General features: G+C 34.6%; 15 protein-coding genes. 9 read left to right on the top strand and 6 right to left on the bottom strand.

The genetic code is table 11. From position 1 onward, the window contains the following. Nucleotides 1-6 precede the first annotated feature (6 nt). On the top strand, nt 7-1,125 hold the full coding sequence (leuB, locus tag RMN97_RS06005) for a 3-isopropylmalate dehydrogenase (RefSeq protein WP_309613618.1): 1,119 nt from the start codon (nt 7-9) through the stop codon (nt 1,123-1,125). 58 nt (nt 1,126-1,183) lie between these two features. Here the strand turns inward: leuB and RMN97_RS06010 are convergent, their stop codons facing one another. The 5 genes from RMN97_RS06010 to RMN97_RS06030 form a co-directional block, all read right to left on the bottom strand. After that, nucleotides 1,184-1,990 carry a TPM domain-containing protein gene (locus RMN97_RS06010; RefSeq protein ID WP_309613619.1) on the bottom strand — a complete coding sequence of 269 codons (807 nt, stop codon included), beginning with the start codon at nt 1,988-1,990 and terminating at the stop codon, nt 1,184-1,186. Beyond that, nucleotides 1,987-2,427 (bottom strand): TPM domain-containing protein, encoded by a 441-nt coding sequence (locus RMN97_RS06015; protein WP_309613620.1) that lies wholly within the window; start codon nt 2,425-2,427, stop codon nt 1,987-1,989. Before RMN97_RS06015 ends, RMN97_RS06010 begins: the two co-directional genes overlap by 4 nt. 137 nt (nt 2,428-2,564) lie before the next feature. Continuing rightward, entirely contained in the window at nt 2,565-3,158 is a 594-nt protein-coding gene (locus RMN97_RS06020; protein WP_309613621.1) for a LemA family protein, read from the bottom strand. A gap of 27 nt (nt 3,159-3,185) precedes the next feature. Then, complete coding sequence (locus tag RMN97_RS06025) at nt 3,186-3,518, bottom strand: MerR family transcriptional regulator (RefSeq protein ID WP_309613622.1); 333 nt, start codon at nt 3,516-3,518, stop codon at nt 3,186-3,188. A gap of 40 nt (nt 3,519-3,558) precedes the next feature. Beyond that, the gene (locus RMN97_RS06030; RefSeq protein ID WP_309613623.1) at nt 3,559-4,539 is read right to left on the bottom strand and encodes a peptidoglycan DD-metalloendopeptidase family protein; all 981 of its coding nucleotides are present in this window, start codon (nt 4,537-4,539) and stop codon (nt 3,559-3,561) included. A 381-nt stretch (nt 4,540-4,920) separates the two neighbouring features. Here RMN97_RS06030 and alaS point away from each other — a divergent pair, with 381 nt between their 5' ends. Continuing rightward, nucleotides 4,921-7,593 (top strand): alanine--tRNA ligase, encoded by a 2,673-nt coding sequence (alaS, locus tag RMN97_RS06035; protein ID WP_309613624.1) that lies wholly within the window; start codon nt 4,921-4,923, stop codon nt 7,591-7,593. Nucleotides 7,594-7,690: 97 nt separating this feature from the next. Here alaS and RMN97_RS06040 read toward each other — a convergent pair whose 3' ends face one another. Continuing rightward, complete coding sequence (locus tag RMN97_RS06040; RefSeq protein WP_309613625.1) at nt 7,691-9,442, bottom strand: ABC transporter ATP-binding protein; 1,752 nt, start codon at nt 9,440-9,442, stop codon at nt 7,691-7,693. A gap of 144 nt (nt 9,443-9,586) precedes the next feature. Here RMN97_RS06040 and RMN97_RS06045 point away from each other — a divergent pair, with 144 nt between their 5' ends. From RMN97_RS06045 to RMN97_RS06075, 7 genes are all read left to right on the top strand, one after another. Next, on the top strand, nt 9,587-10,561 hold the full coding sequence (locus RMN97_RS06045) for a GSCFA domain-containing protein (RefSeq protein ID WP_309613626.1): 975 nt from the start codon (nt 9,587-9,589) through the stop codon (nt 10,559-10,561). Nucleotides 10,562-10,635: 74 nt separating this feature from the next. Further along, entirely contained in the window at nt 10,636-11,025 is a 390-nt protein-coding gene (locus RMN97_RS06050) for a hypothetical protein (RefSeq protein WP_309613627.1), read from the top strand. A gap of 37 nt (nt 11,026-11,062) precedes the next feature. Then, complete coding sequence (locus tag RMN97_RS06055; protein WP_309613628.1) at nt 11,063-12,910, top strand: PQQ-binding-like beta-propeller repeat protein; 1,848 nt, start codon at nt 11,063-11,065, stop codon at nt 12,908-12,910. Between the two features lie 65 nt (nt 12,911-12,975). Then, nucleotides 12,976-14,400 (top strand): hypothetical protein, encoded by a 1,425-nt coding sequence (locus RMN97_RS06060; protein WP_309613629.1) that lies wholly within the window; start codon nt 12,976-12,978, stop codon nt 14,398-14,400. Between the two features lie 103 nt (nt 14,401-14,503). Continuing rightward, entirely contained in the window at nt 14,504-14,779 is a 276-nt protein-coding gene (locus tag RMN97_RS06065) for a hypothetical protein (protein WP_309613630.1), read from the top strand. Between the two features lie 57 nt (nt 14,780-14,836). Beyond that, the gene (locus RMN97_RS06070; RefSeq protein WP_309613631.1) at nt 14,837-16,795 is read left to right on the top strand and encodes a sensor histidine kinase; all 1,959 of its coding nucleotides are present in this window, start codon (nt 14,837-14,839) and stop codon (nt 16,793-16,795) included. 240 nt (nt 16,796-17,035) lie between these two features. Beyond that, nucleotides 17,036-17,683 (top strand): response regulator transcription factor, encoded by a 648-nt coding sequence (locus tag RMN97_RS06075; protein WP_309613632.1) that lies wholly within the window; start codon nt 17,036-17,038, stop codon nt 17,681-17,683. Nucleotides 17,684-17,710: the final 27 nt, after the last annotated feature.

Here is a 17,710-nt window from a genome sequence, read left to right on the forward strand (position 1 = left end):
GAAATTATGAAATTGAAAATAGCTGTTTTATCAGGAGATGGAATAGGTCCGGAAGTCACCAAGCAAGCCGTGGCAGTCTTAAAAGTGATTGGAGAAGTGTATCATCACAATTTTGAGTTTGAGGAAGCTTTAGTTGGTGCAATTGCTATAGATAAAACTAATAATCCATTACCAGACGCTACATTAGAACTTTGTAAAAAATCAGATGCCGTACTTTTTGGTGCTATTGGCGATCCAAAATATGATAATAATCCAGATGCAAAAGTGCGTCCGGAACAAGGATTATTAAAATTGAGAAAGGAATTGGGTTTGTTTGCAAACATAAGACCAATCAAAGCTTTTGATTCACTTTTAGAAAAATCACCTTTGAAAACTTCAATCATAGAAGGAACAAATATGATTATTTATAGGGAACTTACAGGCGGAATTTATTTTGGGGAAAAGAAGTTAAGTGATGATGGTGCAACAGCTTCTGATTTATGTGAATATTCACAATTTGAAATTGAGCGCATTGCTCATTTAGCATTTAAAGCCGCGCAGACCAGAAATAAAAGAGTTACTCTAGTTGATAAAGCGAATGTTTTAGAAACATCAAGATTGTGGAGAAGAGTTGTCACTCAATTAGCCAAAGAATACCCAGATGTTACTCTGGATTTTCTTTTTGTTGATAATGCAGCGATGCAAATGATTCTTAATCCAAGACAGTTTGATGTTATTCTTACCGAAAATATGTTTGGCGATATCATTTCAGATGAAGGTAGTGTAATTGGTGGTTCAATTGGATTGTTGGCTTCGGCATCAGTTGGAAATGAGAATGCATTATTTGAACCAATTCACGGTTCTTATCCTCAAGCCAAAGGGAAAAATATAGCCAATCCTATTGCTGCTATTTTGTGTTCCGCCATGTTATTAGAACATTTTGGATTAAAAGAAGAAGCAGAAGCCATACATAAAGCAGTGGAACAATCTTTAGAAAACAATATAGTTACACCCGATTTAAATTCGGTGAGAAATTTTGGAACGGACTATGTGGGAAGTGCAATAGCAAATTTTATACTAAGTGTTGATGATAGCAGTTATGCGAATTATGAAAATATTCGAATTGGGAAATCGATAATTATTTAAAGAAAGTTTAGTTAGTTTATTTTTAAAGATAGATTGTGTGAGCAATCTATCTTTTTTATTACCAGCTTCCGCCACTTCCTCCACCGGAAAATCCGCCACCGCCGAATCCTCCACCGAATCCTCCACCGCCAGAACCTCCACCAAATCCACCACCGGAACCAAATCCACCGCCACCGCTTCTGCCAAGGCTACTCAGCAAAATAATATCAGTAAGACTCATTCCGCCGCCGATAGAGCCTGAGTTACCGCCGTTATTCTTGTTTTTAGAAATAATGATTATAATAACAATAACGATAATGATTATTGGAAGAATGGGAAAGTCTTTTCCTTTTTTAGATACTTTTCGCTCGCCTTTGTATTTCCCTTTGAAAACATCAAAAAGAGCGTCAGTTCCTTTGTCTAAACCATTGTAATAACTTCCGGCTTTGAACTCAGGAATGATTATATTTCGGGTTATTTCTCCACCAATTCCCGCAGTTAATCTATCTTCTAAACCATAACCAGCCGAAATCCATATCTTTCTCTCGGCTTTAGCCAAAAGTATGATAACACCGTTATCGTTTTTCTCAGTTCCTCCAATTCCCCATGTTTGTCCCCATTTTGGTGTAAGTATTCCAATGTCTTCGCCTTTTAAACTTTCAATGGTAATGACAACAATTTGAGTAGAAGTCGAGTCGGAATACCGTATCAGTTTTTCTTCTAGTTGCGTTTTTTCAGAAGCACTAAGTACATTCGCATAGTCATAAACAGAAGTCTGGAACGAAGGTTTTTCGGGAATAGTGTATTGCGAATAACTAACTTGAGTAACTAAAAAACAAACGAACAATTTCAGGAAAATCGAGATATTCTTTTTGTACTGTATCATTCTCCCATAGATATTTCGTTTGACAATTCATCAGTATCACCGTCAGCATAAGGGAAATACTTTTGCAGTTGTTCGCCGGCATTCAGAATACCATCTATTAAGCCTTGCTTGAAATTCCCGTGTTGGAAATGATTTTGCATAGCATCTTTAGTGCAATTCCAAAAATCGTCAGCCACTTTTTCGTTAATTCCTTTATCGCCATAAATAGCAAACTGTTTGCTTTTTACAGCTACATAAATGATAACACCGTTACGTTCTTGAGTATTCTCCATGTTAAGAGTACGGAATACTTCCATAGCTCTGTCGATAGCAGCCATGGAAGTTTGCTTTTCTATATGTACCCTGATTTCTCCGGAAGTATTTTTTTCGGCTTTGCCAATAGCTCCAACAATTTCCTGTTCTTCGGCTTTCGTTAAAAAATCTTCTACTTTAGACATTTTTGTTTTGTTTAAAATTCCACATTGTTCATTTTAGAAAAATTTATTTAAAACATTAAGAGATTAAGAAAATTAAGTTGTTTTTGACTTAATGAAGCTTAATGCCTTAATGGTGAAATTTTTAATTTATTCTATTTTTAGAATTTTACTTCAACAGGCTTTTCAGCACCAGCAACCGATTGGAAATAGGCTTTTTCTTTGAAGCCAAACAATCCTGCAAATAAAGAATTTGGGAAAGTTTTGATATGTGTATTGTATGGTTTAACCGCTTCATTAAAACGAGTTCTAGCTGTTAAAATTTGATTTTCTGTACTTGCTAATTCGTCTTGTAATTTTAAGAAGTTGGCATTGGCTTTCAACTCAGGATAGGCTTCAACAGTTACCAATAATCTTGACAATGAAGATGAAACACCACTTTGTGCTTGGTTAAACTCAGCTAATTTTTCAGGTGTAATATTTGTTGGATCTACACGAACGGACGTCGCTTTTGATCTCGCTTCAATAACGGCAGTTAACGTACTTTTTTCGAAATCAGCAGCACCTTTAACGGTATTTACTAGGTTTCCAATTAAATCATTTCTTCGCTGATATGCCGTTTGAACATCTCCCCACGATTGCTCCACGGTTTGATTTAATGTCACTGCCGTATTATTAATTCCTTTAACCCAGCTGTATATTCCAAAAATGATAACAGCTCCAATAATCCAAGGTAAAAATTTTTTAAAATCCATGTTTGTTTAATTTAAGGTTTAATTTATTTATAATTGATTTTTAATATTTACTAATTGTGCTTTCACTGTTTCCAATTTGCTAATGATTTCGAACTTGTCAAGCGTTTTCTTTTGCCCTTCTTTTAAATGCGTTTTAGCACCGTCAAGCGTAAAGCCACGTTCTTTAACCAAATGATAAATCAGTTGTAAGTTCTTCACGTCTTCGGGTGTGAACATTCGGTTGCCTTTCGCATTTTTCTTTGGTTTCAGAATGTCAAATTCTTTGTCCCAAAAACGAATCAGTGAAGTATTTACATTAAAAGCTTTGGAAACTTCTCCAATGCTATAATATCTTTTGTCTGGATTTAGTTCTATATGCATATTTTATTTTTTAACTGTCAACTGCGACTGTGACTGAACACTAGTCGAGAGATTGATTTTCTTGATTAGCTAATTTTGAAATGGCAGTATATTCTGCTGCCGAAATATTTCCGTAATAAAAATTTATTGGGTTAACCACTTTGCCGTCTTTATGAACTTCATAGTGCAAATGCGGTGCTTCACTTCTTCCGGTGCTTCCCACATAACCTATAATATCGCCACGTTTTATTCGTTGACCTGTGCGACATTTGTATTTGCTCAAATGACCATACAAAGTCAAATAACCAAAGCCATGACTGATTTCAATATGATTGCCATAACCTGATTTCGAGTTATCGGCACTTTTCACGATACCATCACCGGTAGCAAAAATGGGCGTTCCAGTACTTGCTGTAAAATCCATGCCTTCGTGCATTTTTCTCACTTTCGTAAACGGGTCACTTCTATAACCAAAACCGGAAGCAATACGTTTTAATTGTTCATTTTTCAGGGGTTGAATTGCGGGAATAGCAGAAAGTAATTTATTTTTTTCTTTAGCCAATTTCAATATCTCGTCCAATGATTTGGACTGAATTGCTAATTCTTTCGAAATTACATCAACACGTTTTGAGGTTTTGATAATCAACTCCGAATTGTTAAATCCTTCCAATTCTTTGTATCGGTTTACACCACCAAAACCAGCCTTACGCTGTTCGTTCGGAATAGGTGCCGTATTAAAATAAGCACGGTAAATATTATTATCTCTATCGGCAACATCGCTCAAAACTTCATCTACTTCATCCATTTTTTTATTTAAAATGGCATACCGCAACTTCATCGTTTCAATTTCACGCGCCTGCAATCTGTCTTTTGGAGTTTCTAAATAGGAGGAATTCAATAAGGCTACAAAACATAAAAACCCAAAAAGAGAAGAAGCAAGTAAAAACAAACCAATAAATCCAAGCTTTTTAGACAGTTTCGGATTTATTTTGCGGTAAGCCAAACTTTCGGTATCGAAATAATACTTTACTTTCTTCGCCATTTTTTATTTTATGCTATTTTTGTGGAAGTTTTTAAAAAACAATGGTTATACGAACAAATTTAACAAATGTTTCAGTCAATCCCTAAATTTTAATTTGAAGCATTCAAATTAATTTTCATCCTTAGCGCAGTCGAAGGATTAGGAGCGGACATTCTGTTATTTGATTCAGCCATCTTCCCGCTTTCCGCAGTATCTTTTTGTCACATCGAGCGCAGTCGAGATGCAAATTGCTATAACAAAAAGGATACTTGCTACAATCGGGGCTAAAACAAACCATTTGAATAAATTTAATGTTTATCGTTTTAACCAAACCCGAGGCGTAGCCGAATTGTATGCAGCGAAGCGGAATAAAACTATAAACCACAAACTATAAACTCAATAATGAAATCAAAAGACATTCGTAAACAGTTTTTACAATTCTTCGAATCCAAAGGACATTTAATCGTTCCTTCTGCCCCAATCGTTTTGAAAGACGATCCAACCCTGATGTTCAACAACTCGGGAATGGCACAATTCAAAGAATATTTCTTAGGCAACGGAACTCCAAAATGCTCAAGAATTGCCGATACGCAAAAGTGTCTTCGTGTTTCAGGAAAGCACAACGATTTGGAAGATGTAGGTTTTGATACCTATCATCATACCATGTTTGAGATGTTAGGTAACTGGTCTTTTGGCGATTATTTCAAAAAGGAAGCAATCAATTGGGCTTGGGAATTATTGACAGAAGTTTATAAAATCCCAAAAGAAAATCTATACGTTTCTGTTTTTGAAGGAAATCCTGAAGAGAATGTACCGTTTGACCAAGAAGCTTGGGACATATGGAAAACATTAATCGATGAAGACCGAATCATCCTTGGAAATAAGAAAGACAACTTCTGGGAAATGGGAGATCAAGGTCCGTGTGGTCCTTGTTCTGAAATCCATGTTGATATTCGTTCTGCCGAAGAAAAAGCAAAAGTTTCCGGTAAAAGTTTGGTGAATAATGATCATCCGCAAGTAGTGGAAATCTGGAATAATGTATTCATGGAATTCAACCGAAAAGCTGACGGAAGTCTGGAAAAACTACCGGCGCAACACGTTGATACCGGAATGGGATTTGAGCGTTTGTGCATGGCATTACAAGGAAAAACATCAAATTATGACACCGATGTTTTTACACCACTTATTGTAAAGGTGGAACAAATTACAGGATTAAAATACACTTCCAACGAAGTTAAAAATATTAGCGAAGAACAGAATAAAACCAATATTGCCATTCGTGTCATTGTCGACCACGTTCGTGCCGTAGCCTTTGCTATTGCTGACGGACAGTTGCCTTCAAACACTGGAGCAGGTTATGTTATACGTAGAATTTTGCGTCGTGCGATTCGTTACGGATTTACGTTTTTGAATACCAAAGAACCTTTTATCAATAAATTGGTTGAAGTTTTGGCAGACCAAATGGGTGAGTTTTTCCCAGAAATCAAATCGCAGCAGCAATTGGTTACAAATGTAATCCGTGAAGAAGAAGCTTCGTTTTTAAGAACTTTAGATCAAGGTTTGCAGCTGTTGGATACTGTAGTTGCCAAAACAAAAGGAAACGAAGTTTCAGGTGCAAAAGCATTCGAATTGTATGATACGTTTGGTTTTCCAAAAGATTTGACAGCTTTAATTTTAAAGGAAAAAGGAATGTCTTTCAAAGAGTCTGAATTCGATGCATCAATGAAAGCGCAGAAAGATCGTTCACGCGCCGCTTCTGAAGTTTCTACCGAAGATTGGAAAGTTTTGATCCCGAGACTTCGGGACGGAAATTTAGAAACATTCGTGGGTTATGATAAAACGGAGAACGAAGTAAAAATCACCCGTATCCGTAAAGTAGATTCTAAAAAAGATGGAATTCTATACCAAATCGTTTTAGACAAAACGCCATTTTATCCCGAAGGCGGTGGACAAGTTGGCGATAAAGGAATTTTGGTTTCCGCTAACGAAACCATTGATATCATTGATACGAAGAAAGAAAATAATTTAATTCTGCATTTTGCAAAGCAGCTTCCTGAAAATATTGAAGCCAGTTTTGTGGCTAAAGTAAATACAGATTTGCTGACATCAACGTCTAAAAATCACTCGGCTACGCATTTAATGCATTTGGGGTTGAGAACAATTTTAGGAACACACGTTGAGCAAAAAGGGTCTTTAGTAAATCCAAATCATTTACGTTTTGACTTTTCGCATTTTGCTAAAGTCACCGATGAAGAAATTCGCAAAGTGGAGGATTTTGTAAATACTCGAATTGAAGAGCAATTGCAATTAGTTGAACACCGAAGCATTCCAATTCAGCAAGCTATGGCTCAAGGTGCCATGGCATTGTTTGGAGAAAAATATGGAGATAATGTTCGTATGATTGAATTTGGCGACAGCAAGGAGTTGTGTGGTGGAATCCATGTGAAAAACACAGGCGAAATATGGCATTTCAAAATTCTATCTGAAGGTGCAGTTGCTGCTGGAATCCGTCGTGTTGAAGCGATTACCGGTGATGCTGTAAAAGAGTATTTCACGCAGCAGGAATCCGATTTGGAAGCTATCAAAGAAACGTTGAAAAATCCACAGGATACTTTAAAAGCGGTGGTTTCACTACAGGATGATAATGCCAAATTAAAGAAACAAATCGAACAACTTTTAAAAGAAAAAGCAAAGGGTTTAAAAGGGGAACTGGCTTCGAAACTGCAAGACATTAACGGAGTTAAATTCCTAGCAACACAAGTCGATTTGAATCCGGAAGGCGCAAAAGATTTAGCATATGAATTGGGAACTTTAGGAACCAATTTGTTCTTAGTTTTGGCTACAGTGAATCCCGAAGCTTCGCGAGACAAACCAATGTTAAGTTGCTATATTTCAAAAGAATTAGTATCCGAGAAAAACTTAAACGCAGGAACAGTAGTTCGTGAACTTGGAAAATACATTCAAGGCGGTGGCGGTGGACAACCTTTCTTTGCAACGGCTGGCGGAAAAAATGTAGCTGGAATTAAGGAAGCGTTAGAAAAAGCAATCGATTTTATTAATCCCGTAGGGATTTAATATGGTTAGAAAAATAAAACGCATAAACATAATCCCGTTAGGGATAATATAAGAAAAAAACCTTCCATCCCTACGCTTCGGGAGAAAGGTTTTTCTTTTATTCTTTTTTACGTTCGCCAATCTGTTGACGCCACATGGCGTAATACAAGCCTTTTTCTTCTATCAATGCTTCATGTTTCCCTTGTTCGATAATTTTCCCTTGTTCCAATACAAAAATCTTATCGGCATGCATTACCGTGGATAATCTATGCGCAATCAAAACCGTGATTCTGTTTTTATCCGAAATGTTTCTGATGGTCGCATTAATTTCTTCTTCGGTAATCGAATCTAAAGCCGAAGTTGCTTCGTCAAATATCAATAAATTTGGATTTCTCAATATGGCACGAGCGATAGATAATCGTTGCTTTTCGCCACCGGAAACTTTGATTCCGCCTTCTCCAATAGTTGAATTCAATCCGTCTTCAGCACGCTCCAATAATTTATCACAGCTGGCTTTGTGCAATACTTCCAATAATTCTTCATCGGTTGCCGATGGTTTTACAAACAATAAATTTTCTCTAATCGTACCCGAAAACAATTGTGCATCCTGTGTTACAAATCCGAGTTGCTTTCTCAAATCCAATAAATCTATTTCGCTCGAATCAATCGAGTTGTATTTCACATGACCTTTTGCCGGCGGATACAATCCAACTAAAAGTTTTACCAAAGTGGTTTTTCCGGCTCCTGATGGCCCAACAAAAGCAACCGTTTCCCCTTGTTTTATATCGAAATTTATGTCTTCAACAGCGGGATGTTTGGCCGTTTTGTGTTTGAAACTAACATTGGAGAAATGCAATGATTCAATGGAACCAACATGCTTTGCATTTTTAGGACGAAATTCTTTTGGGGCATTCAATAATTCTTTGAAATTTTCCATAGAAACTTTGGTTTCATTCAATGCAATGATAAATGAACCCAATTCTTGCAATGGTCCAAAAATAAAGAAGGTAAAAAACACCATGGTCAATAAATCGCCTACAATGATTTTGTCACCAAATAAAAAGTAATAAAGCATAAACACCACACATGTTCTTAAAAAATGAACCGTTGTTCCTTGAATAAAACTCAAACTTCTGATGAAACGAATCTTTTGCAATTCGAGTTGCAGGATTTTCAACGTGTTTAAATTCAGACGTTTTTCTTCTTGATAGGTTAGGCCTAAACTTTTTACCAACTCAATATTTCGCAAACTTTCTGTTGTTGAACCTGCGAGAGAATTGGTTTGTGTGACTATTTTTCGGGAAACCAACTTTATCTTTTTACCCAAATACGAACTAATAAGGGCAATAATAGGAGCCGTAATTAAAAAGATAATCGAGATTCTGTAATCGATTTGCGAAACGTATACAATCACAAAAATGAACCCGATTACCGTTTGAAATATCAATGAAATAGAAAGCGTAATTAGCTTTTCTGAATCGAAACGCACTTTGGTTAACTTACTTAACGTCTCACCACTGCGTTGGTCTTCAAATTCTTCATAAGGCAAATCCAATGATTTTTTAATCCCGTCAGTGTACATTTCGGCGCCAGTACGTTGAATTACGATATTGGTAAAATAATCCTGGAAATTCTTTGTAATTCTGGAAATCATGGCTGCACCTAATGACAATCCGAGCCAAAACGAAACCGATTTAATAAAACCAATTTCGTTGCCTTTGTATTTTGAAATGCCAACACCACAATCCTGCATTAATTTACCGGTAATTACAGAATCGGACAAACTGAAGCAAATGTTTATTGCCGCCATTAACAGCGCAAAAAACAACAGCATTTTATGTTTTTTGAGATAAGCGTATAGTAGTTTCATTTTTTGTCATTGCGAGGCACGAAGCAATCTCATTAATTTTTGTCAAAAATAGAAAATAAATAGCCACCAAGTTTGTGTTTGGATTGTATTACTTTATAATTCGATAGCCATTTTGAGTTTAAAATCATTTTGTACTTTTGAAGAATGAACTTCACCACTAAAGTACCAATAGCTAAATCGAACAATCCGATAAACTATGATTCTAAAATTGTATCATTGGGTTCGTGTTTCGCCGAAAACATAGGTGGAAAATTCCAATATTTTAAATTCCAAATAACAACAAATCCGTTTGGGATAATTTTTAATCCGATTTCTATTGAAAATCTGGTTTCAAGAGTTGTCAATAAACAAAAGTTTACGGAAAATGACATATTTTTTCACAATGATTTGTGGCATTGTTTCGAAGTGCATTCCGAATTAAGTCATCCAGATAAGGAACTATTTTTACAAAATCTGAATCAAATTCTCGAGCAAACAAATAACCAAATACCCGCATCCACCCATATCATAATTACCTACGGAACCTCTTGGGTTTATCGAAATAAATCATCTCAAAAAATTGTAGCCAATTGTCATAAAGTGCCACAAAATCAATTTGATAAAGAAATTTTATCGGTTACAACTATCGAGAAATCCATTCAAAACACCATTGACTTAATCCGAAAAGTCAATCCAAATTGCCATTTCATTTTCACGACTTCACCGGTTCGACATATCAAAGATGGATTTGTAGAAAATCAAAGGAGCAAGGCACATCTCATAACAGCTTTGCACAATGTTGTCACACTGAGCAAGCTTGTACTGAGCGAAGTCGAAGTATCAAAGTGCAACTATTTTCCTTCCTACGAAATCATGATGGACGAATTGCGCGACTATCGTTTTTATGCCGAAGACATGTTGCATCCAAGTCAAACCGCGATAGATTATATTTGGGTTTGTTTTTTTGAAAACTACATTTCTGAAGAAAACCACTCCACAATGGAAGAAGTTTGTAGTATTCAAAAAGGATTAGCACATCGCCCTTTTAATCCTAATTCTGATAGCCATCAAAAATTTCTAAGTAATCTTAACAACAAGATTATCAAGTTGCAAAAGCAGTTTCCACACTTTCAGTTTTAACAAAATACGTCATTTGTCGTATTTGTATAATTTTAACATAGTTGTATATTTGTTATGAACTAACAATCAAATACATGAAAATCTTAAAAACTACATTAGTATTCGCATTTTTTATGCTGTGTACTACCAATGTTGTTGCTCAAAGTAACCTCTTTACTCAAAGACCTGTGCTAACAGATGAGGAAGAAGTCTCGGCAATGGTAACCAAAGAAATCGATGAAGTATTTCAAGCTTCCGATTTTGTAAAAAGGAAAAATAAAAAATATGCTGATGTCAAAGGAACTATGGTTATTGATATTGGCGTAGTCCAAAACGGAAAGGTTTCTTCCTTCTTTAAAGTAGATAGCGACATCAAGAATATTGATTTTATCAATTTCATGTCGGACTATATTTTACAACACAAATTCCAATTTAAACTTCAAAAACAACAACGGTATAAGATTCGTTATACCGTGACTTTTTAACAACCTAACAATAAAAACAATAAAAACAATAAAAACAATGAAAAAAGCAACCTTAGTACTGTTAGTAATCAGCTTAACATGCACACTACCAGCAACAGCCCAATTTGGGAAGTTATTAGACAAAGTTAAAGGTAAATCATCTGCCGGAAAAAAATCAGGGAATTTTGCTACCGTTTGGGAATCAGAGTTTGATAACAAAGCCTCTTTTTTAGCTTTGACAAATGGTGATGGTCAATACATCATCGCAACTGATGATAATTCGGCGACAGTATTGGACGAGAACGGTAAAACCATTTGGAGCGGTGATTATAAAAAATTAACCACCAATAAAACCAATAATTCTGAATATCAATACACTATTTGGAAAGAAAAAGGAGGTTACTTATTTCTTTTTGATAAAAGAAGTTTAGGAACAGATAGAGTAGCCGTACTAGATTTAGCAACAGGAAAAGAATTATGGAATTCGGAACTATACCAAGACTTAATTCCAAAAGGTGGAACTAAAACAGAAGAAGGTTCTGACCAAGGTGAATTGGAAACGGTAAAATACATTTATGAGTTAGATTCGTTTTTAATTTCGCAAAGAAATTCAGTGATTTTGGTAAAAGCCAATACAGGGGAAAAAGTTTGGGAAACCAATCGTTTTAAAGGCGGTGTTGGAAAATATGTTTATGATGCCAAAAGAAATGAAATCATCATGGTGAATTTCAAACCTACGGCTTTAGGAGCATTATTTTCTGGATTCAAAAACCAATTGGTTAGAATAAATGCGGTTAATGGCGATGTAGTTTGGGACGCTACCTTTAGAGGAACCATAGAAAAAGAATTAGTAACGCGTAGAGCTATTATTGATTTATGGATTAAAGGAGATAAAATATTTATGTATTTGGATGGAATGAATGTGTATGATTATAATACTGGCCAAAAACTTTGGGAAGCCACTTATGAAAATGATATGGGAGGTTCCAATGGAGGTTTGTTCAGCGGCGGAAAACGTTCAAAAATTTACAGAACCTTAGCGGATCCTTTATTTACTGAAGATGCTGTTTATTTGGTAATGTTGGGAACAAGAGACAGAACTAAATATGTTGAGAAACATGATTTAGCTTCCGGTAAATTACTTTGGGCTTCAGAGAAAATAACTGGCGCTTTTTGTATGCCAAACATCTACAAAACCGGCGATAAAATTATGGTACAAGTTGGAGGGAAAGTACAGGTACAGGAATATAGATTAGAAGAAGTGTCTAGTGGTTTATCTGCAGGAATGGCTTTAGGCGGTTTTGGAGGAGGAAGTGCAAAACAATGGGTTCCCTATATTTATTGGGATTACAAAGCACAAAAAAATAGTGTGATAGCTTTGGATGACAAAACCGGAACAACAGCTTGGCGTTCTGAAAAATTCGACAAAAGAATTACCGATTTAATTATTGATAATAATAAAACAGTTTTTGTTGGTGATGGAGACGAATTTTATGGATACGATATTGCTTCCGGAAATCAATTGTTTGACGTAAAACACAATGATGCCAAAGTAGGTAAAGCAACCGATGTGATTGACTTTGGCGACAGAGTAGTAGTGCTTTCAGAAAAAGGATTGGCTTCTTATAACAAAAAAGATGGAACTCGTGCTTATGCTTCAGACAAAATAAAAGGAGTAGATTATTTCTATCATATAGGCGACAATTATTTCTTGAGAGATCAAAGAAACAGTAAAAATATCATCTACGGTATTGACATGACGAATGGCGATACTAAAGGTTCGGTTCAATCCAAAGGAAAAGGCGGAAGTCCAAAATATGGCGCCGGAATTGACATTACTTCTGATGGCGAATATATTTTCGCTTTCAAAGGCAAAAAAGTAGAAAAAATAAAAGTAAATAATTAGAATTTTTTAGTTAGAACAAAAGGACTGTAACTTGAAAATTGCAGTCCTTTTTTAATTGCTTCATCATGAAAACGATATTCACTCTTTTTTCTTTCTTCTTTTTTCTTTTCTCTGCAGATGCACAACAAGTACAATGGGCTAATAAATTGATAAAATATTCTTCCGATTTAGGCGGAAAACAATTTGGAATCAAAAGAATATTAGGAAAACCAGACGTTTTTCCGCAAGCAGGAAGCAGCCCAAATGCGTGGACTCCAAAGAAAGCACTTGATGGTTACGAATGGGTAGAAGTGAGCTTTGAAAAACCTCAAACTGTAAAACAAGTGGCTATTTTTGAAAACTTAAATGCAGGTTGTGTAGTTAGAATTGGAGTCGATACTGGTTCAGGAAAATATGAAACAGTTTGGTCTCGAAAAACAAATTATAAAACACCAACTTTCAAAGCAACCATTCCGGCAGATCATGCCTATTATTTCAAACGAAAAAGAAGAAAAGTACAAGAAGCTCCTGATGTTCTTAATCCAGGCATTGAACATGCTATTTTAGAAAGTGCAGTTTCTGGAGTTGTTGCTGTTAGGGTAGAATTCAATTTTGCATTGCTACCGGGACAAAAGCAAATTGATGCTATTGGGATTTCTGATTCAGAGGTTCCTTTAGAAGCAAAAGTAAATTCAAATCCTTCTTTTGAAAACCTTTCGGATTCAAAAAAAATAGATTTGCCCGATATCGTTCCTTCAGGTCCGTCAATTTCTTTTGATGGGAACACACTTTTTATATCATCTCTTAATGATACAAAAGATGAAATATATTCATTTACAAAGGACGGTAATGGTAATTGGAAAAATAAAACATTGGAAACCGAACTTAACACAGGTGATCGTTTCAATCATCTTAGATGCATAGGAACTGAGTATCTATTGAAAGGCGGAAATAATTATATCAGAGGAACTTCGGAAACAGGGTTTGAGCTATTTAATGTCAAAAACAGAAAGTATCAATCATTAGGAGAAATAAAAGTAGCGGCTTATAATAATTATGATGAAACTGCTGAAGCAACACATAGTATAGATAGAAAAGTTTTAATCATGGGAATAGAAACCGATTTTTCTCAAGGAGGAAGCGATTTGTATTTTTCTTTTCAAAAAGAAGATGGCACTTATGGTTTTTTACAAAACATGGGGAAAGTAATTAACTCCGCCTCTGATGAAAGCATGTGTCAACTTTTATCAGACCAAAAGACATTACTCTTTAGTAGTGACGGATTTAGCACCTATGGGAGTTACGATATTTTTGTTTCTTATAGATTAGATGATACTTGGAAAAACTGGTCAGAACCTATAAATCTTGGAAGTAAGGTTAACAACAGCGAATTTGATGGCTTGCCTTTTTATGACGAGAAAAATGAAATTCTATACTTCATTTCTTATAATGATGGTGCTAATGTTTTAAAATCAACACCAATTTCCAAAAGTAGTTTGATAAAAAATTAAGTAGTAGAATACGGCAGTTGACGTATCGAATCATAAGGTTAATATTAGCAAATTTGCCTTATTACTTTCAACATGCTAATTTGATTGTTTTAATTAATCATCAATGACAAATACTTTGATACTCATATCGGTTTTATTCTTAGGAATTATTATCTATTTGCTGAATAAGATTCAGGCGGATAGATTGAAATATCGCTCCAATATGAAAGTGCTTCAAGAGTTTGTTGCTCACTTAAATGACGAGCAAAAAATTCAAAACAATCAAATTTTATTGTCAGCAGAATTTAAGAAGAAATTGAGTATCATTAACGCAACACTTTCCAAAGACATTTATGAATTAAGCTACACAATGTTTGAAGATTCCTATCCAAGAAAATAAAGTATTAATCTGTTTGTTTTAACATTTTTAATATATTTATCCTATTAATTTCTTAAAATGGCCAAACATTATATTCTGTTCTTCGCTTTATTGTTTTTCTCTTTTGGTTCTGCTCAGAACGCCCAGGAGTTAATCGATAATTTAAAAAAAGAATTAAAAAATACTCCTGACGCTAAGAGAACAGCTGTTATTTATTCTGATTTAACTTGGTATTATTCAAAAGTTTCAACTGATTCCGCTTTGCATTATGGTGGGAAAGCTGTTCAAGAATCCATAAAATTAGCCGATTCAACTTTGCAAGCTCAGGTCTATAGCGACATTGGTGCGGTGTATTTTATGAAAGGGGATTTTCAAAACTCTAAAGCAAATTATCTCAAAGCTTATAAAATCAGAAAGCTAAGAAATGACACCAGAGGTTTGGCAAAAATTAATAATAATTTGGCCAACATCTATGAAAAAACACAGCAATACAAAGAGGCGATGACTTCGTTTTTAGAAGCATTACATTATTTTGAAAGCACAAAAGACGAAAAAAACAGTAGCATTACTAAAGGAAATATCGGTTTAATTCTACTAAAATTAAAGAATTATCCCAAAGCATTACAATACATAAGTGCAGTCGTAAAGTATCAGGAAAAAAATAATTTTACCGAAGAGCTGTGTGTTTCCTGCTTGAATTTGGGCAATGTATATCTCCAGATGAATGATACGCTAAACGCTTTAAATTACTATAATAAAAGCGTTAAAGCCTGCACAACTGTGGGCAATAAAAAGGGAATTTCGAGCGGATTCAATAATATTGCTGCCATCAAAACCCAACAGAAAAAATCTAAAGACGCATTAGCATTTTATCAGAAATCTAAAGAAGAAAGAGAATCGTTAAACTCAAATTTAGACAAAGCAAATTTTGATTTAAACTTGGCTAAAGAATTTATGATTGCCAAAAAATTTATTGATGCAAAGAAATTATTATTAGCTACAAAAAAAGTATACGAGAAAGGAAGCCTTAATGATAAATTGCAATTTAATTACAATTCATTAATTATTGTTTGTTCTAATCTAAATCAATCCGATAGCGTAAGTTTTTATGTCAATAAATTGGCAATACTAAATGAACAGTTACTTATAAATAATACGAACAAGCAAACTGCTGAGTTGGAAACAAAATACCAAACGGAGAAAAAAGAAAAGCTGCTGCAAAAATCAAAAGCCGAAATCGCCATTGGCGAGTTAGAGATAAAGAGAAAGGAAACACAGTTTCTTATTTTGGGATTGATTTCTTTAGCGCTGCTGATAATAATTTATTTGGTGTATCGTCAACAAAGGCTCAAAAACAAGCAACAGGAACAAGAGTTTGAGCTTAAATCTGCTATTAGCAAAATCGAAACACAAAACAAATTGCAGGAACAGCGACTTCAAATATCCAGAGATTTGCACGATAATATTGGGTCGCAACTTACGTTTATCATATCGTCAGTCGATAATATTAAATATGCTTTTGAGATACAAAACACCAAGTTAGATACTAAAATTTCCAGTATCAGTAATTTCGCTAAGTCAACTATAATTGAACTTCGAGATACTATTTGGGCTATGAATAGCAGTGAAATATCATTGGAGGATTTGCAAACAAGAATTCATAACTTTATCGATAAAGCAAAAGAAGCAAAAGAGGAAATCCAATTTTCATTTCAAATTGAAGACAATTTAAAAGAAAATAAATTTAGTTCAATTGAGGGAATGAATATTTACAGAACGATTCAGGAAGCCATAAACAACAGTATTAAATATGCCGAAGCCAGCAATATAAAAATTGATATCAAATCCGAGGGCGATGCCATGATTATAACCATTAAAGATGATGGGAAAGGCTTTGATGCTGATAAAATTGAATTGGGTAATGGTATCAATAATATGAAAAAGAGAATTCAAGACATCAAAGGTGAAATTGAATTTATAACCAATGCAAAAACCGGAACTGAAATAATAGTAAAAGTAAAGGATAAAACAGCGTAACAAGTAAGTTCAATAATGATTTAAATACGGCATCTGCCGTATTTTTTTTACCAAATTATCTCGTCATATTTGTTTCATCAAGTGGTATTGATATTTTAAAATAACTTAGGTTGTTTTTATTGTTGTCCTTTTCATTCTGTGGTTTATTCAAGCTAAATCATAAGTCTGAAAAGGACTTTTTTTTAAATCAATAGGTGAACTTAAAAAAATAACCTAATTTGCTGTATAATTCCTTTAATTATGTCCGTAAGAATTGCCATAGTAGATGATAATGTTTTTTTGCAAAAAGCAGTGGCCGAAAAGCTGTCGTTTTTTGATGATTTGGTTTTAAAGTTCACTGCTATTGATGGTAATGAAATTCAGCAGAAACTAGAGCAAAATAAAAACATTGATTTAATCCTGATGGATATTGAAATGCCAAACTGCAACGGCATTGAAGCCACACAAATCATAAAGTCAAAATACCCGCAAATCAAAATCATCATGCTCACCGTTTTTGATAATGATGAGAATATTTTTAATGCTATAAAAGCAGGAGCCGATGGTTATTTGCTTAAAGAAGTAAATCCAAAGGAACTACATCAAGGCATAATCGAAACACTAAATGGAGGAGCAGCCATGAATCCGTCAATAGCTTTAAAAACATTGAAACTATTGCGAAACCCAATTGATTTTGAACAGAAATGTGATGACGAAATCAAATTGACTACAAGAGAAATAGAAGTTTTGGAGCAACTCAGCAAAGGATTAAATTACAATAGTATTGCCGAAAATCTTTTTTTATCACCTTCCACAGTTCGGAAACATATTGAGAATATTTACACCAAATTACAGGTCCACAATAAGCTTGAAGCGGTTCAAAAAGCTAAGAATAATAATTTGATTTAGAGACAATTATAAATATTGATTTATGAA

This window comes from Flavobacterium sp., assembly GCF_031381455.1.
In the GTDB taxonomy this organism is placed as follows: domain Bacteria; phylum Bacteroidota; class Bacteroidia; order Flavobacteriales; family Flavobacteriaceae; genus Flavobacterium.

Bases quoted from the DNA above. Each gene is read 5' to 3' on its own strand.
- RMN97_RS06015 (WP_309613620.1), bottom strand. From the start codon at position 2,427: ATGTCTAAAGTAGAAGATTTTTTAACGAAAGCCGAAGAACAGGAAATT.
- alaS (WP_309613624.1), top strand. From the start codon at position 4,921: ATGAAATCAAAAGACATTCGTAAACAGTTTTTACAATTCTTCGAATCC.
- RMN97_RS06055 (WP_309613628.1), top strand. From the start codon at position 11,063: ATGAAAAAAGCAACCTTAGTACTGTTAGTAATCAGCTTAACATGCACA.
- RMN97_RS06060 (WP_309613629.1), top strand. From the start codon at position 12,976: ATGAAAACGATATTCACTCTTTTTTCTTTCTTCTTTTTTCTTTTCTCT.
- RMN97_RS06065 (WP_309613630.1), top strand. From the start codon at position 14,504: ATGACAAATACTTTGATACTCATATCGGTTTTATTCTTAGGAATTATT.
- RMN97_RS06070 (WP_309613631.1), top strand. From the start codon at position 14,837: ATGGCCAAACATTATATTCTGTTCTTCGCTTTATTGTTTTTCTCTTTT.
- RMN97_RS06075 (WP_309613632.1), top strand. From the start codon at position 17,036: ATGTCCGTAAGAATTGCCATAGTAGATGATAATGTTTTTTTGCAAAAA.
- RMN97_RS06010 (WP_309613619.1), bottom strand. From the start codon at position 1,990: ATGATACAGTACAAAAAGAATATCTCGATTTTCCTGAAATTGTTCGTT.
- leuB (WP_309613618.1), top strand. From the start codon at position 7: ATGAAATTGAAAATAGCTGTTTTATCAGGAGATGGAATAGGTCCGGAA.
- RMN97_RS06025 (WP_309613622.1), bottom strand. From the start codon at position 3,518: ATGCATATAGAACTAAATCCAGACAAAAGATATTATAGCATTGGAGAA.
- RMN97_RS06020 (WP_309613621.1), bottom strand. From the start codon at position 3,158: ATGGATTTTAAAAAATTTTTACCTTGGATTATTGGAGCTGTTATCATT.
- RMN97_RS06040 (WP_309613625.1), bottom strand. From the start codon at position 9,442: ATGAAACTACTATACGCTTATCTCAAAAAACATAAAATGCTGTTGTTT.
- RMN97_RS06045 (WP_309613626.1), top strand. From the start codon at position 9,587: ATGAACTTCACCACTAAAGTACCAATAGCTAAATCGAACAATCCGATA.
- RMN97_RS06030 (WP_309613623.1), bottom strand. From the start codon at position 4,539: ATGGCGAAGAAAGTAAAGTATTATTTCGATACCGAAAGTTTGGCTTAC.
- RMN97_RS06050 (WP_309613627.1), top strand. From the start codon at position 10,636: ATGAAAATCTTAAAAACTACATTAGTATTCGCATTTTTTATGCTGTGT.